Source organism: Nonomuraea sp. NPDC049607 (genome assembly GCF_040675375.1).
Classification (GTDB): Bacteria; Actinomycetota; Actinomycetes; order Streptosporangiales; family Streptosporangiaceae; genus Nonomuraea.
Genome location: NZ_JBFAOV010000026.1, coordinates 1 through 14427, shown reverse-complemented (window position 1 = coordinate 14427; position 14427 = coordinate 1). Strand labels below are relative to the sequence as shown.

Genomic DNA, 14427 nt, shown 5'->3' with positions numbered 1-14427 from the left:
GCCTTCGCGTTTCACCCCCAAGCGCGTCGCCGTCACGGTCGTGTCGCTGGTGGTGGTCGTGGGCGGTGGCGGTTACGTCGCCTATCGCGCCGTCGACAATGCCAACAGGCCGCCGGTCGACCCGTTCACGGCCGAGCAGCTGGGCGCGCTCGCCGGAGGCGACCTGTTCGCCCCCGACCCCGAGACCGACGCCCTGAAGAACGCCGCCGAGCAGGCGTTCCGGGCCGACCAGCTCAAGAAGGGCCGCACCGGCACCAAGAAGCTCAACTGGGTCGTGCCCAAGAAGGCGCCGGGCGGCAACGGCTTCCCGCCCGCGAACTTCCCGCCGGGCAGCAACCCCTCGCCCGGCAGCAACAAGGCCGTCGCCAAGTCGTTGCTCGCCGCCAAGGGCTGGGGCGCCGACCAGTGGGGCTGCCTGGAGCTGCTGTGGCAGAAGGAGAGCGGCTGGAACGAGCGGGCGATGAACCGCTACTCCGGCGCGTACGGCATCCCACAGGCCCTGCCGGGCAGCAAGATGGCCAGCGCGGGCGGCGACTGGCAGACCAATGCCGCCACCCAGATCGCGTGGGGCCTCGGCTACATCAAGGGCCGCTACGGCACGCCCTGCGGCGCCTGGGGCCACTCACAGTCCACAGGATGGTACTAACAGGTCAACTTTCCTCCTGTAATCGGCAAGCCGTCTCACCCGATCGTGTATGAGCGGCGCACGCTGGCCGCATGGGTGCGAAGGTCAGTGTGATCATCAATGTCCACAACCCGGGTGACACCGCGGACGCGTGCATCCGCTCCGCGCTGGAGCAGACGCTGCCGGCCGCCGACTACGAAGTGATCTTCGTGGACGACGGCTCCACGGACGGCATCGGGGCCCGCCTGGACACCATCGCCGATCTCCGCGAGAACGTCCGCGTGCTGCACCTGCCGCACACCGGGTCGCCGTCGCGGGGCCGCAACATGGGCGTGGCCGCGGCGGAGGGCGATTACGTCTACTTCCTCGACCAGTCCGACCGGCTGGCGCGCGACGCCCTGGCCCGCATGCACGAGCGCGCGGTCGAGACCGACGCCGACGTGCTGATCGGCCGGCTGGCCCGCGACTACGGGCCACCCATGGTGGCCTTCGAGCGCAGCACGGCCCGCGCCGACATCCTGCGCGAGCGCCTCATGACGCTGCTCGTCCCCCAGCAGCTCTACCGCCGGGCCTTCCTGGAGGAGCACGAGCTGGGCTTCGCCATGCCCGGCGGCAGGCTGGCCGAGCAGGCGTTCGTGATGCGGGCGTACCTGCACGCCAAGGTGATCGCCGTACTGGCCGAGGACGTCTGCTGCCAGCTCGGACCGCGGCCCGAGGCGGCCGAGGAGGACCCCCGGGTGATCGTGGCCGGGCTGAGCACGCTGCTCACCGACATCGACACCTACGTCGGCGCCGGCCGCCAGCGCGACCGCATGTACGCCTACTGGTTCCGCTCCGCCGTGCTCAGGCCGCTGCTGACCGCCAGGTTCGCCGACTCCTCGGTGGACCGGGGCATGCACTTCCGGGTCGTCCAGGAGCTGATCGGCGAGCGCTTCCCCGAGCGGGTCGACCGCTACCTGCCCGTCCAGATGCGGGCGGTGGCCGCCTTCGTCAGGAGCGGACGTCTGGACCAGATCGTCATGCTGGCCAACTCCTCCAAGCGCGCGGGCCTGCGCGCCGAGCTCACCGAGATGCGCTGGGACGCCCACATCCTGGTGCTCGGCCTGACCGTGGAGGTCATGTCCGGCGACGGCCTGCCCGACCGGTACCGCGTGGACGGCGAGCGCCTGCACTGGATCCCGCCGCGTTCGATCGACACCAGGCTGCTGTCCGACGACGTCACCGACATCACCTCCGACGTCGAGCGGGCCCGCGTGGACGTCTACATCCGGCACAGCGGGACCGGCGTGGTGCACTTCCTGCCGATCGACCAGCACGTCGAGCGCGGGCCCGACGGCCGCCGCCGGGTCCGCGTGCAGATCAGGGGCGAGGCCCGGCTGGACGTGACCAGCGCGGCGATGGGCCGCCCGCTCAGCCCGGGGCAGTGGGAGGTGCACGTCCGCATGTTCAGCGGCGCCAACCAGGCCAGGAGCCGGGTCGGCCGGGCCGAGGGGCCGCTCAACTGCCTGGGCGTGCTGGCGCAGCGGCCCAGGATGCGGCTGGTGGTGCCGTGCTGGTCGGACAAGGGGGAGCTGGGGCTCGCCGTCGAGCCGCGCTCGTTCTCGGAGTCGATCGCGCTGGTGTCGCCGGGGGTGACCGTCCGCCAGCTCGACGGTCACGTGTACGTCGTGCTGCCGGTCCCGTACGTGCCGCCGAGCGGCGGGCCGCCCCTGGAGCTGGTGCTGCGCAGCACCGGCCGCCGCGAACGCGAGGTGTGCGCGCCCGCGCTGGTCGAGGCCGGGGTGCCGGGCAAGCTCGCCGGCCAGCTCGTCGCCAAGATCCCGGTCAAGCGGCACATCTCAGGCGATGACCACCTCGGTCCGGGCGCCTGGCTGTCGTCGCTGCGCTCGGCCGACGAGGAGACCGGGCTGCGGTTCGGGCTCCAGGTGCGCCGGGGCCGGGTCGAGACGCGCCCGGCCGTCGCGGTCGAACCCCGGCGGCGCTCGCCCATGGGCCACGACACCGTGCTCCACCGCCTCGGCAGGCGCCTGCCCGGGGCGCGGCACATCGTGCGCTGGGCGCGCGCGGGCAGGCATCGCTACCTCAAGGAGTGACCCAGTCCTCCAGCTCCTGGAAGGCGTCCCTGAAGGCCGGGAGCATGGGCCTGAGCCGGTCGGGGTAGACGTCGACGAGGCTGTCGAGGTGGTTGCCGCCCTCGATCCGGTGGTAGCGGAACGGGCGGCGCGGGCCCACCATCTCGGCGTAGACGTCGGAGTCGCGGGAGATCGGCAGCAGCGTGTCGAGGGTCCCGTGGATCGTGATCAGCGGCTTGGTGATCCTGCCGGTCAGCCCGATCCTGGCCATCGCGGCGTACGGCCTGCGCGCGTCGTAGTCGTAGTCGGCCGGCGCGCCCGTGTACGACGGGTCCAGCTCCTTCTGGTAGAGCTGCTGGGTGAGCTCCCAGTAGTACTGCCGGTGGAAGGGCCACAGGAACTCCGACCCCGCCGCGAACCCGGCCGCCCGCACGCCCGCCTCGTCGGGGTACGCCTTCAGCGCGGGCGGCAGGAAGTTCAGCAGGTTGTCGCCCTTGACCCGGAAGAGCGTGCCCTCCCAGTCCACGCCGCCGTCGTAGAGCCAGGCGCGGTTCTCCAGCTGCCACCTGACCAGGTAACCGCCGTTGGACAGTCCGGCCATGAACGTACGGGCGGGCGGGCGGCCGTACCGCTGCCGGACGACCGACCTGGCGGCCACGGTGAGCTGGGTGACGCGGTCGTTCCACTCGGCGATGGCGTCGCCGGGGCGGCGGCCGTCCTGGTAGAAGGTCACGCCCACGTTGCCCTTGTCGGTGGCGGCGAACGCGTAGCCCTTGGACAGGACCCAGTCGGAGATCGTGTAGTCGTTGGCGTACTGCTCCCGGTTGCCCGGCGTGCCGCTGACGACCAGGCCGCCGTTCCAGCGGTCGGGGAGCCTGATCACGAACTGGGAGTCGTGGTTCCAGCCGTGCGTGGCGTTGCCGGTCGAGGTGTCGGGGAAGTAGCCGTCGAGCTGCGTGCCGGGCACGCCGGTCGGGTTGACGGTGGCCTTGGAGTGCAGGCCGGCCCAGTCGGCCGGGTCGGTGTGGCCGGTCGGCGTGGTGCCGGCCGTGGTGAGGTCGTCGAGGGCGGCGCTGACCAGCTTCTCCGCGCCGGGCACGGTCAGCTCGTGCGCGACGGGGGCGGTGAGCAGGCTCGCCACGAGGGTGAGGGCGACCAACATCAGGCCTCCTCCAGGTGCTCGGCCAGCAGACGGCGGAACTCGGCGGGCCGCTCCAGGTGCGGGCTGTGGCCGCAGTCGTCCAGCACGACCTCGCGATAGCGGCCGTAGCGGTCGAGGACCGCCCTCGTCTGGGTCACCATCGGCTGGGCCGGCGTGCCGGGGGAGCCGGGCACGACGCCGATCGCGCCCAGATGGGCCAGGTCGAACAGGGAGGTGTCGGAGACGATCACGTCGTCGGCGCCCCTGATCCACAAAACGGGTGGCCTGGAGTCGATCTCGTGCAGGTCGTCCAGGCGGAAGTGGGTGGGGGCGCACGCGTTGAGCACCCCCTGCTTGCCGGGGGCCACGCCCGGCCACGCGGGGGAGGTGGCGGCGTCGCCCGGGTAGTTGGCCTCGTCCACCCGGGTGGTGAGCATCGACCGCAGGTAGAAGTCCTCGTCGGGGATCTCCGGGTGCTTGACGTAGCCGGAGCGCAGCACGTTGCGGGGGGAGGTGGGGGACTCCTCGGACAGGTCGCCGGCCTTCAGGCGGGCCACGAAGTCGGGGTTCGCCGCCCCGGCTCCCGATCCCGCGCCGTCGGGATGGGTGAGCGTGCCGTCCGGGCCCTCGGTGCCGCCGAAGCCGTACGGGGAGATCGGGTTGACCAGCGTGACGCTCCTGACCAGCGCCGGACGGTCGCGCAGGAACTGCAGGACGACGCCGCCGCCGAGGCTCCAGCCGACCAGGTGCACGCCGTCGAGCCCGAGCGCCTCGGCCAGCTCGACCAGGTCGTCGGAGAAGTCGCGCAGGCCCCGGGTGGCGTCCACCGGCTGGGGGTCGGTGTCGCCGAAGCCGCGCAGGTCGGGGGCGAGCGGGCGGTAGCCGTCGGGCAGCGCGGCCATGCTGTCGCGCCAGAACGCGCCGGAGGAGACGTTGCCGTGCACGAACAGCACGGGCTCGCCGGACGTCCTGCCCTCGACGGTCAGGACGTGCTGCGTGAGGCGGGGGGTGGTGACCTTCATCGCACGTGCATCCTCTCGGCCAGGTCGCGTCCCTGGGTCTCGCGGGCGGTGTAGACGGCGACCAGCGTGAGCACCGCCGCCAGGCCAAGGTAGACGGAGATGGGCACACTGCTGGAGTAGCTCTTCAGCAGCGCCACTGCGATGAGCGGGGCCAGCGCGCCGGCCACGATGGCCGACAGCTGGGCGCCGATCGACACGCCGGTGTAGCGCGTCCGGGTGCCGAACAGCTCGGCGAAGAAGGCCGCCTGCGGGCCGTACATCATGCCGTGGAAGAGCAGGCCGACGGTGACCGCGAGGGTGATCGCCAGGAAGTTGCCGGTGTCCACCAGCGGGAAGAAGGCGAAGATCCACACGCCGATGCCGGCGGCTCCGGCCAGGTAGATCGGGCGGCGGCCGAGCCGGTCCGACAGCGCGCCCCACATCGGGATCGTGACGAAGTGGACCGCCGAGGCGACCAGCACCGCGCTCAGCACTGTCGAGTTGTCGATCTTGGCATTCTTCGCGTACGTGATGACGAACACGGTCAGCAGGTAGAACGAGATGTTCTCGGCCAGGCGGGCGCCGATGGCGGTGAGCACGTCCTTCCAGTGGTGCCGCAGCACGCCCACGATCGGCGCGGTCGGCTCCGGCTCGGCCTGCCGGAACACCGGCGACTCGCTGATCGTCAGCCGGATCCACAACCCGACCATCACCAGCACGCCCGACAGCAGGAACGGGACCCGCCAGCCCCACGACAGGAACGCCTCGTCGGACTGCCAGGCGGCCAGCACCGCCAGCACGCCGGTGGCCAGCAGGTTCCCGCCGGGCGCGCCCGCCTGCGGCCAGGAGGCCCAGAAGCCGCGGCGGGCGGTGTCGCCGTGCTCGGACACGATCAGCACCGCGCCGCCCCACTCGCCGCCGAGCGCGAAGCCCTGCACGAGCCGGAGCGCGGTCAGCAGCAGCGCCGCCGACGAGCCGAGCGTGGCGTACGTCGGCAGGCAGCCGATCAGGAACGTGGCGGCGCCCATCATCAGCAGGCTGACCACCAGCAGGGTCTTGCGGCCCAGCCGGTCGCCGAAGTGGCCGAAGACCAGGCCGCCGAGCGGGCGGGCGACGAACCCCACGGCGTAGGTGAGGAACGACAGCAGCGTGCCGGTCAGGGGGTCGGACTCGGGGAAGAAGAGTTTGTTGAACACGAGAGCGGCTGCCGAGCCGTACAGGAAGAAGTCGTACCACTCGATGGTGGTGCCGATCAGGCTCGCGGCGACGATCCTCTTGATGGAAGTTGCCATGCCGGTCACGGTAAAGAGTGACCGGCGTCACTCATATGGGGTCGGGACCCACAGTCTGTGGCGAGGATGTGTGGCCGAGCTTGTGCAGGCGGAGCGCGAGCTGGGTCTCCAGCGCGCGTTCGGGCTCCAGCCAGCCGTCGCCGAGCAGCCTGCCGATCCGGTCGAGGCGTTGCGTGACGGTGTTGACGTGGATGTGCATGGCCTCGGCCGTACGGGAGGGCGAGCCGCCCGTGCCGAAGTAGGCCGACAGGGTGTCGGCGAGCGCGGTGCCCCGGCGGGCGTCGTAGTCGAGCACCGCGCCGAGCACGCGGCCGACGAAGCCGCGCACGTCGCGGCCGTCGCCCACGAGCAGGCCGACGAAGCCCAGCTCGGCGGGGCTCGCGCCGTCGCCGGCCCGGCCGAGCGCGATCAGCGCCTCGGCGCACCGCCGCGCCTCCTGGTACGCCTCCGCGACGTCCCGCGCCCCCGCCGTCCCGTCTCCCGGCGCCTCTCCCGCGGAGGGGGCGGGGAGCCGGGCCGGGGAGGCGCCCGCCGTCGCCGGGCTGTGCAGGGACGCGCTCAGCTCGGCCGCCACCCGCTGGGCGAGGCCGCCCGCGTCGACGCCCGGCAGCAGCAGCACCACCTCCTCGCCGCGCCCCGCCGCCAGCCCGTGCCGGACCGTGGCGTGCGAGGAGGCCCAGAACGCCGCCCGCTCCCGCTGGCCGCCGTGCCTGGCCACCACCACGACGTGCGGCGCCCGCAGGTCCACGCCGAGCCGCCGGGCCCGGTCGGCCAGGCCGGGCGAGTCCGGGCGCGAGATCAGGTCCTCCAGCAGCTCGCCCCTGACCCGGCCCTCGGCCTCGGCCACGCTCCGCCTGAACAGCAGCAGCAGCGCGCACACCAGCGCCGCCCGTTCCAGGATGCGTTCGTCGGCGTCGTCGCTGCGCAGGATGAGCGTGCACAACGGCTCGCCGCCGACGTCCACCGACGCGATCAGCAGGTCGCCCCTGCGCACGGTACGTCCCAGCGCCCTGGACGCCTGCGCCGCCTCGAACACCCCCGCGTCCAGCTCGCCCACGTCGCCCGTGATCGGCCGGCCCAGGTCGTCGAGCACGGCCAGCGAACCGCCGAGCACCTCGGTCACCACGGCGGCGACGTCCTCGATGCCGCCGCCCCGCAGCACCAGCGAGGTCATCCGGTCATGGGCCAGCGCGGCCCGCTCGACGGCCTCGCCGTGCGCCCTTGCCGTCCTGTGGGCCTGCGAGAGCTCCTCCAGGGCGTTCCTGGTCTCCTGGAGCAGGCGGGCGTTGTCGATGGCGACGGCGGCGTGCGCGGCCAGGCTCGCCAGCAGCGAGACCTCCTCCTGGTGGAAGGGCCTGGCGCTGCGGTTGGCCGCCATGAGCACGCCGATCACCCGCTGGCCCAGCCGCAGCGGCACCCCGAGGATCGCGACCAGGCCCTCCTCCTTGACGGCCTCGTCGATGTGCCCCTTGTGCCGGAACCTGGCGTCGGCGAAGTAGTCGGCGGTCGCGTACGGGGTGGCCGTCTGCGCGACCAGCCCGCCCAGCCCGGCGCCCATGGCCAGCCGGAGGGCCCTGAACTTGGCCGAGATCGACCCGTCGGTGACCCGCATGTACGTGTCGCCCTGCTCGGGGTCGTGCAGCGTCATGTACGCGATGTCGGTCGCCAGCAGCTGCCTGGCCCGGTGGACGATGGCTTCGAGCACGGCGTCGAGGTCGCGCAGCGCGGCCAGGTCGCCGGCCGTGTCGTAGAGCGCCGACAGCTCGGCCTCCCGCCTGGCCCGCCGCCTGAGCAGCGCCCTGACCTTCAACGCCTCGACCTTGGCCTGCTCCAGCTCCTCGATCGTGGCCGGATCGGCGCCCTGCGCCCTGGCCTCCACGATCGGCCCCTCGAACTCGACGGCCGACGCCTCCCGCGCCAACAACTCCAGAAAGGGGGTGCTCACTAGTGGGCCGTCCAGCCGCCGTCTACGGGGAGGGAGGTGCCGGTGATGAAGGAGCCGTGGGGGCCGCAGAGGTAGACGACCAGTTCGGCGACCTCTTCGGGCTCGATGAGCCGCTTGATCGCGGCAGGCTGGAGCATGATGTTCTCGACGACCTCGTCGCTGCCGATGCCGTGCACCCTGGCCTGGTCGTCGATCTGCGTCTCGACCAGCGCGGTGCGCACGTACGCCGGGCACACGCAGTTGGAGGTCACCCCGTGGGCCGCCCCCTCCAGCGCGACGACCTTGGAGAACCCCTCCAGCGCGTGCTTGGCCGTCGTGTACGCCGACTTGTACGGCGAGGCCCGCAACCCGTGCACCGACGACATGTTCACGAACCGCCCCCAGCCCCGGGCGTACATGCCGGGCAGCACCCGCCGCGCGATCAGGAACGGAGCCTCCACCATCACCCGCATCATGGCGGAGAACACCTCCGGCGGGAAGTCCTCGACCGGCGCGACGTGCTGGAACCCGGCGTTGTTCACCACGATGTCCACCGGCTCGTCGGGCAGCGACCCGGCGAAGGCCGGATCGCTCAGATCGGCCACCACCGCGACCCCGCCGACCTCCGCGGCCACCTTCCCGGCCGCCTCGCCCTGCCTGTCGACCACCAGCACCTTGGCCCCCGCGGCGGCCAGTCGCCGGGCGCAGGCGGCGCCGATGCCGCCCCCAGCCCCCGTCACCAGCGCGGTCCGCCCAGTCAGCTCCTTCGCCATACTCCGAACCCTAGGCGGTCGCCGCGCCGGGACGCATGGGTGCGGGCGACATAGATGTGGGCCCGCCTATGTGGATCACTCCCCGGTCGGCGGGCGGGTCATGGACAGCACGTCGAGCGCGGCGTCGAGCTGCTCCTCGGTCAGGGTGCCGGCGGCCACGTGGCCGCGTTCGACGACGACCTCCCGGATGGTCTTGCGTTCGGCCAGCGCCTGCTTGGCTATCTTGGCCGCCTCCTCGTAGCCGACGTGCCGGTTGAGCGGGGTGACGATCGAGGGGGAGGACTCGGCGTACTCGCGCAGCCGGTCGACGTTGGCCGTGATGCCGGCGACGCAGCGGTCGGCCAGCAGCCGGGACACGTTCGCCAGCAGCCTGATCGACTCCAGGATGTTGCGGGCGATGACCGGGAGCTGCACGTTCAGCTCGAAGCTGCCCGAGGCCCCGGCGAAGGTGATCGCCGCGTCGTTGCCGATGACCTGGGCCGCGACCATGGCCGTGGCCTCGGGGATCACCGGATTGACCTTGCCCGGCATGATGGACGAGCCCGGCTGGAGGTCCGGCAGGTTGATCTCGCCGAGCCCGGCGCGCGGGCCGGAGCCCATCCAGCGCAGGTCGTTCGCGATCTTGTTGAGCGACACGGCCACCACCTTGAGCTGCCCGGACAGCTCCACGATGGAGTCCTGCGCGCCCTGGGCCTCGAAGTGGTCCGCGGCCTCGCGGAAGGGGATGCCGGTCGCCTCGCCCAGCTTCGCGATCGCCCGTTCCGCGAAGCCCGGCGGGGTGTTGATGCCCGTGCCGACCGCCGTCCCGCCCAGGGGCAGCTCCAGGACGTGGTTCAGCGCCGTGCGGACGCGGGTGCCGCCGTGGTCGACCTGGGCGGCGTACCCGCCGAACTCCTGGCCCAGGGTCACCGGCGTGGCGTCCATCAGATGGGTCCTGCCCGACTTGACCACCTGCGCGAACTCGGCCGCCTTGGCGTGCAGCGTCTCGGCCAGATGCGTGAGCGAGGGCAGCAGGTGGAAGGTCACCTCGACCGCGGCCGCCACGTGGATCGAGGTCGGGAAGACGTCGTTGGACGACTGGGAGGCGTTCACATGGTCGTTGGGGTGCACGGGACGACCCAGCCGCTCCTCGGCCAGCGTCGCGATCACCTCGTTGGCGTTCATGTTGGACGAGGTGCCGGAGCCGGTCTGGAAGACGTCGATGGGGAAGTGGGCGTCGTGCTCGTTGTCGGCCACGTCGGCGGCGGCCTGCGCGACGGCCTCGGCCAGATCCTTGTCGATCACGCCCAGCTCGCCGTTGACCTCGGCGGCGACCGCCTTGATCAGGCCCAGCGCGGCGATGTGGGACGGTTCGAGCGGCCGCCCCGAGATCGGGAAGTTCTCCACCGCCCGCTGGGTCTGGGCCCGCCACCGCGCTCCCGCCGGCACGCGGACCTCGCCCATCGAGTCATGTTCGATTCTGAACTCGCTCATGACTCCAGTCTGTCCCACGGCTGTGCGATCAGTCCGAGCAGTCCGGGCGCCGGCCCGTCCCGCGCGGGGGCGGGCCGGCGTACCGGGGTGAGCGCGCTCAGCTGGAGATGAGCGCCACGATGAGGACGGCGATCACGACCGCCGCGGCGGCGGCCACGGCCATGAGCACCAGCATGCCGTTGCGGTTGCCCGCGGGCGGCTTCTCGGGCTGCCCGGCGATGGCGAACAGGTCGGTGCCGAGGCCCTGCCCCTGATGCGGGCCGCTCTGGTGCGGTACGGGCTGCCCCGGGCGGCCCTGTCCCTGTCCACCCTGTCCCTGTCCACCCTGTCCAGGTCCACTCTGTCCAGGTCGGCCCTGCTGTGGCCCGCTCTGCTGCGGTCCGCCCTGTCCCGGGCCCTGCTGCGGCATCGGGCGCGGCGGTTGCTGCGTCGGCGGGTAGACCTGCTGGCCGGGAGCGCCGGGAGGGGCGGAGATGCGCCTGGTGGTGACGGTCCCCTCGTCGTCGGGGCGCTGCGGCGGACGGCCACCGCCCTGCTCGGGCCCCGGCGAGAACGGCGCCTTGGGACGCATGACGCTGACGGTCCGCTCGGGGTCGAAGTCCTCCTCGTCGCCGGTCTGAGGCGGCTGTGCCGGGCGAGCGCCCTGCGAAGGCCGTGCCCCCACGGGATGCGCCTGCTGCGGGCCCGAGGTGGGCGCTCCGGGCGTGGCGCCCTGCCCGTACGCCCCCGGCGCCCCGGAAGGGCGCCCCTGAGGGCCTGAGGCCCCGGCTGGGGGCCCGGAGGGACGTCGAGGGCCGGAACCGGTGAAGGGGTCGGGCAACGCGGCCTCCTGCGCGATCAGGTCTTCGGCCGTGAGCGCGGGCATCTCGCTCGTGGGCGTGTCGGCGACCATCCGCATGAGGGTCTCCGCCTTGGCGGCGCCGAGCCGCTGCCGGTAGTCCTTGTTCAGCAGCCCGTTCAGCACCGGCCGGAGCTGCCCCGCCTGCGTGGGCGGGTCGGCGCTCTCGCTGAGCAGCGCGGCCAGCGTCTCGGCGATCGTGGCCCGTTCGTACGCCGGCCGCCCCTCGACCGCGAAGTACAGCGTCGCCCCCAGTGACCAGATGTCCGACTCCGGCCCGGTGTACTCGCCTCTGGCGCGTTCCGGGGCCGTGTAGCCGGGCGAGCCGATCACCATGCCCGTCTTGGTGAGCCGTGAGTCGCCCTCGGCCTTGGCGATGCCGAAGTCCGTCAGCACCACCCGGCCGCTCTCGGTGATGAGCACGTTGCCCGGCTTGACGTCGCGGTGCGTGATGCCCTGGGAGTGCGCGGCGCGCAGCGCGCCCAGCAGGTCGACGCCGATCTCGGCGACGAGCCGCGGCGGCAGCGGCCCCTCCTCCTCGATCACCTGCTCCAGCGAGCGGGCCTCGATGAGCTCCATGATGATCCAGGGGCTGTCGTCCTGGATGAGCACGTCATGGATGGCCGCGACGGACGGGTGGTTGATCCGCGAGGCGATGCGGCCTTCGCGCACCATGCGCTCGCGTAGCTCGGCCCGCTGGTCCTCGGTGAGTCCCGGGTCCTGGCGGATCTCTTTGACCGCCACCTCGCGCCCGAGCGCGCGGTCGCGGGCGCGCCACACCGTTCCCATCGTGCCCCGGCCGAGCGGGGCGATGAGCTCGTAGCGCTCCGCGAGCAGGCGTGTCTGCTGTTCCGGCATGAGAAGAAGATATCGATTCTCGCTTGGGAAGTGCTTTACCCTCGCTTGCGAAGTTCTCTTGGCCAGAACCGCCGAGGAAGGAACAACTTTATCACCGCCGACTTGAAACGGGCATAAGTGGACGGAGCTGGACGCGGTTCGACCCGCCTCCGGTGGACCCCCTCACCTGACCTGCGCTCCTGGCGCGGCGGCGGGACCGACAGCGCGGCCGCGGTGGCCTCCGCCCTGTGCAGCCCGCGATGCGCGGGCCTGCGCGCGAAAGGGGGTGAGGCGCTCACGGGCACCGGGCGTACGGGACGGCGCGGGGCCAGCGGCTCCTCCGCCGAGCCGCCCGCGGCCACCCGGGCCAGCATGAGCGAGGCCCGTACGGAGTCGAGCCGGGTTTGTGGATCGATCCGGAGCAACGCATCGAGAACGGGCGCCAGCGGGCCCGCCTTGCTCATCGGGATCGGCTCGCCACTGGTCAGCGCGGCCAGCGCGGCGGCGGCCGTACGGCGACCGTGCAGCCCTCGGCCCTCGACGGCGGTGTAGAGGGTCGCGCCGAGCGACCACAGATCGCCCGCGGGGCTCGCCTTGGAGCCGAGAACCCGCTCGGGCGCGATGTAACCGGCCGACCCGAGGACGATGCCCGCCTGGGTGATGGAGACGTCGCCTTCGAGCGCGGCCAGTCCGAAGTCGGTGAGCACCGCGCGGTCCTCGGTCACCAGCACGTTGCTCGGCTTCACGTCGCGGTGGAGGATGCCCTTGGCGTGGACGGCCCGCAGCGCGCCGAGGATCTGCCGGCCGATCTCGGCGGCCCGGCGCGGGGGGAGCGGTCCGTGCTCCTGGATGAGCTGCTCCAGGGACCTGGCCCGGAGCAGCTCCATCACGATCCAGGGACGGTCGTCCTCGGTCACGACGTCGAAGACGGTGATGACCGACGGATGGGCGACCATCGCGGTCGCCCTGCCCTCGCGCTCGGTGCGGGCGCACAACTCGGCGCGCAGCTCCTCGTCGAGGACGGTGGGCAGCCGTACTTCCTTCACCGCCACGTCGCGGTCGAGCAACTCGTCATGCGCCCGCCAAACGGTGCCCATGCCGCCGCGACCAACCGGCTCCACGAGCCGGTAGCGCGCGGCGAGAAGGTAACCGGAGGGCGCACGCATGCCAGGCAGCTTACCTATTTGTGTAAACCGACCAGTAGAGGCGGGGCCGATAAATTGTTGCGAACTTAAGTCAACCCGCCTGACTCGTTACGTCAGCGAACCTCCGGGCCACATCCGCCCAGTTGACGAGGCCCCACAGTTTCTCGACGTAGTCCGGACGCACGTTGCGGTACTGCAGATAGTAAGCGTGCTCCCACGCGTCGAACACGAGAAGCGGCGTGGTGTTCATTCCGACGTTCCCGTGGTGGTCGTAGATCTGCTCGACCACCAGCCTGCGGCTCAGCGGCTCCCAGGCCAGCACGCCCCACCCCGAGCCCTGGACGGACGCCGTGGCCGTGGTGAGCTGCTTCTGGAACGCCTCGAACGTGCCGAAATGCTCGTCGATGGCGGTCCTGAGCGCGCCGTCGGGGCGGTCGCCTCCGTCGGGCGAGAGGTTCTCCCAGAAGATCGAGTGCAGGACGTGGCCTGACAGGTTGAACGCGAACGTCTTCTCCAGGCCCACCAGGTTGCCGAAGTCGCCGTCCGCGCGGGCCTCGGCCAGGCGGTCGAGGGTGTCGTTGGCGCCCTTGACGTAGGCGGCGTGGTGCCTGGCGTGGTGCAGCTCCAGGATCTCGCCGGTGATGGCGGGCTCCAGCGCGCCGTAGTCGTAGGGCATGTCGGGAAGGGTGTAGTCGCCCATGGATCCGTCCTCTCGAAGTAGATCTCTGGAGAACACTATTGCAAGTAGTTCGCAAGTGCATCAGACTTGCGACCTAGGTCTCGCCTTGGGCATCGTGGCGAGAGTCAGTTGGGTCCAGTTTGTGCGCGGGTGGCCTGAGCCGCCCGCGCACAGGCGTCCTGTGGGGATTTCTTGGGGTGGGAATTACCCAGGTCAGGGCGCTGTTGTACCTGTTTGTACGCGACGGCAGGGCAGCCGTGTCGAGGCGCCCCCGCAGATCTGTCGTCATCACCCATCGCAGGATTCACACCTGTGACCCGCCGTGCCTCATGCGCGGACGGTGAGCAAAGGAGCACCCCCCGATGGCCAAGCACGCCATGATGACCACGTCCAACATCGCCAAGCTCGCTCTCGGCGCGACCATCGCCGTGACCGCGCTGGGCGCCACTGCCGCCGTCAGCGCCGAGACCGCCCACCGGGCCGCCAAGACCGCCGCGCAGGAGTCGGCCGCGCAGGGTTCCGCGCAGGGCAGGGTGAACGTCACCGCCGCCCAGGTCCTGGCCACCGCCCGCGCCCAGGTCGGCGTCTCCGAGGACGCCAACGGCGGCGGCACCAAGTTCCAGAAGT

General features: G+C 71.8%; 11 protein-coding genes and 1 pseudogene. 3 read left to right on the top strand and 9 right to left on the bottom strand.

Going from position 1 to position 14427, the window contains the following annotated elements; genetic code table 11:
* Positions 1–46 precede the first annotated feature (46 nt).
* Positions 47–646 (top strand): lytic transglycosylase domain-containing protein, encoded by a 600-nt coding sequence (locus tag AB0J97_RS36550; protein ID WP_357704326.1) that lies wholly within the window; start codon positions 47–49, stop codon positions 644–646.
* 71 nt (positions 647–717) lie between these two features.
* Positions 718–2718 carry a glycosyltransferase family 2 protein gene (locus AB0J97_RS36545; protein WP_364097538.1) on the top strand — a complete coding sequence of 667 codons (2001 nt, stop codon included), beginning with the start codon at positions 718–720 and terminating at the stop codon, positions 2716–2718.
* Here AB0J97_RS36545 and AB0J97_RS36540 read toward each other — a convergent pair.
* From AB0J97_RS36540 to AB0J97_RS36500, 9 genes are all read right to left on the bottom strand, one after another.
* Entirely contained in the window at positions 2708–3859 is a 1152-nt protein-coding gene (locus tag AB0J97_RS36540; RefSeq protein WP_364097535.1) for a tannase/feruloyl esterase family alpha/beta hydrolase, read from the bottom strand. The genes AB0J97_RS36545 and AB0J97_RS36540 overlap by 11 nt on opposite strands.
* Positions 3859–4860 (bottom strand): alpha/beta hydrolase, encoded by a 1002-nt coding sequence (locus tag AB0J97_RS36535; RefSeq protein WP_364097532.1) that lies wholly within the window; start codon positions 4858–4860, stop codon positions 3859–3861. Before AB0J97_RS36535 ends, AB0J97_RS36540 begins: the two co-directional genes overlap by 1 nt.
* Positions 4857–6131: an MFS transporter gene (locus AB0J97_RS36530; protein ID WP_364097529.1), complete on the bottom strand. Its 1275-nt coding sequence runs from the start codon at positions 6129–6131 to the stop codon at positions 4857–4859. The genes AB0J97_RS36535 and AB0J97_RS36530 overlap by 4 nt, the downstream gene beginning before the upstream one ends.
* Before the next feature lie 31 nt (positions 6132–6162).
* On the bottom strand, positions 6163–8076 hold the full coding sequence (locus AB0J97_RS36525; protein ID WP_364097526.1) for a GAF domain-containing protein: 1914 nt from the start codon (positions 8074–8076) through the stop codon (positions 6163–6165).
* On the bottom strand, positions 8076–8828 hold the full coding sequence (locus tag AB0J97_RS36520) for a 3-hydroxybutyrate dehydrogenase (RefSeq protein WP_364097523.1): 753 nt from the start codon (positions 8826–8828) through the stop codon (positions 8076–8078). Before AB0J97_RS36520 ends, AB0J97_RS36525 begins: the two co-directional genes overlap by 1 nt.
* 75 nt (positions 8829–8903) lie before the next feature.
* Positions 8904–10301 (bottom strand): class II fumarate hydratase, encoded by a 1398-nt coding sequence (locus tag AB0J97_RS36515; RefSeq protein ID WP_364097520.1) that lies wholly within the window; start codon positions 10299–10301, stop codon positions 8904–8906.
* A 97-nt stretch (positions 10302–10398) separates the two neighbouring features.
* Positions 10399–11997 (bottom strand): protein kinase, encoded by a 1599-nt coding sequence (locus AB0J97_RS36510; RefSeq protein WP_364097517.1) that lies wholly within the window; start codon positions 11995–11997, stop codon positions 10399–10401.
* 35 nt (positions 11998–12032) lie between these two features.
* The gene (locus tag AB0J97_RS36505) at positions 12033–13142 is read right to left on the bottom strand and encodes a serine/threonine-protein kinase (RefSeq protein ID WP_364097514.1); all 1110 of its coding nucleotides are present in this window, start codon (positions 13140–13142) and stop codon (positions 12033–12035) included.
* A 70-nt stretch (positions 13143–13212) separates the two neighbouring features.
* Positions 13213–13821 carry a superoxide dismutase gene (locus AB0J97_RS36500; protein WP_364097511.1) on the bottom strand — a complete coding sequence of 203 codons (609 nt, stop codon included), beginning with the start codon at positions 13819–13821 and terminating at the stop codon, positions 13213–13215.
* A gap of 341 nt (positions 13822–14162) precedes the next feature.
* Between AB0J97_RS36500 and AB0J97_RS36495 the strand changes: the two are divergent.
* A pseudogene (locus AB0J97_RS36495) lies at positions 14163–14427 on the top strand (CHAP domain-containing protein); the annotation flags it as partial.

Coding starts and splice junctions, on each gene's coding strand:
- AB0J97_RS36545 (WP_364097538.1), top strand. CDS start 718: ATGGGTGCGAAGGTCAGTGTGATCATCAATGTCCACAACCCGGGTGAC.
- AB0J97_RS36540 (WP_364097535.1), bottom strand. CDS start 3,859: ATGTTGGTCGCCCTCACCCTCGTGGCGAGCCTGCTCACCGCCCCCGTC.
- AB0J97_RS36535 (WP_364097532.1), bottom strand. CDS start 4,860: ATGAAGGTCACCACCCCCCGCCTCACGCAGCACGTCCTGACCGTCGAG.
- AB0J97_RS36530 (WP_364097529.1), bottom strand. CDS start 6,131: ATGGCAACTTCCATCAAGAGGATCGTCGCCGCGAGCCTGATCGGCACC.
- AB0J97_RS36520 (WP_364097523.1), bottom strand. CDS start 8,828: ATGGCGAAGGAGCTGACTGGGCGGACCGCGCTGGTGACGGGGGCTGGG.
- AB0J97_RS36515 (WP_364097520.1), bottom strand. CDS start 10,301: ATGAGCGAGTTCAGAATCGAACATGACTCGATGGGCGAGGTCCGCGTG.
- AB0J97_RS36510 (WP_364097517.1), bottom strand. CDS start 11,997: ATGCCGGAACAGCAGACACGCCTGCTCGCGGAGCGCTACGAGCTCATC.
- AB0J97_RS36505 (WP_364097514.1), bottom strand. CDS start 13,142: ATGCGTGCGCCCTCCGGTTACCTTCTCGCCGCGCGCTACCGGCTCGTG.
- AB0J97_RS36500 (WP_364097511.1), bottom strand. CDS start 13,821: ATGGGCGACTACACCCTTCCCGACATGCCCTACGACTACGGCGCGCTG.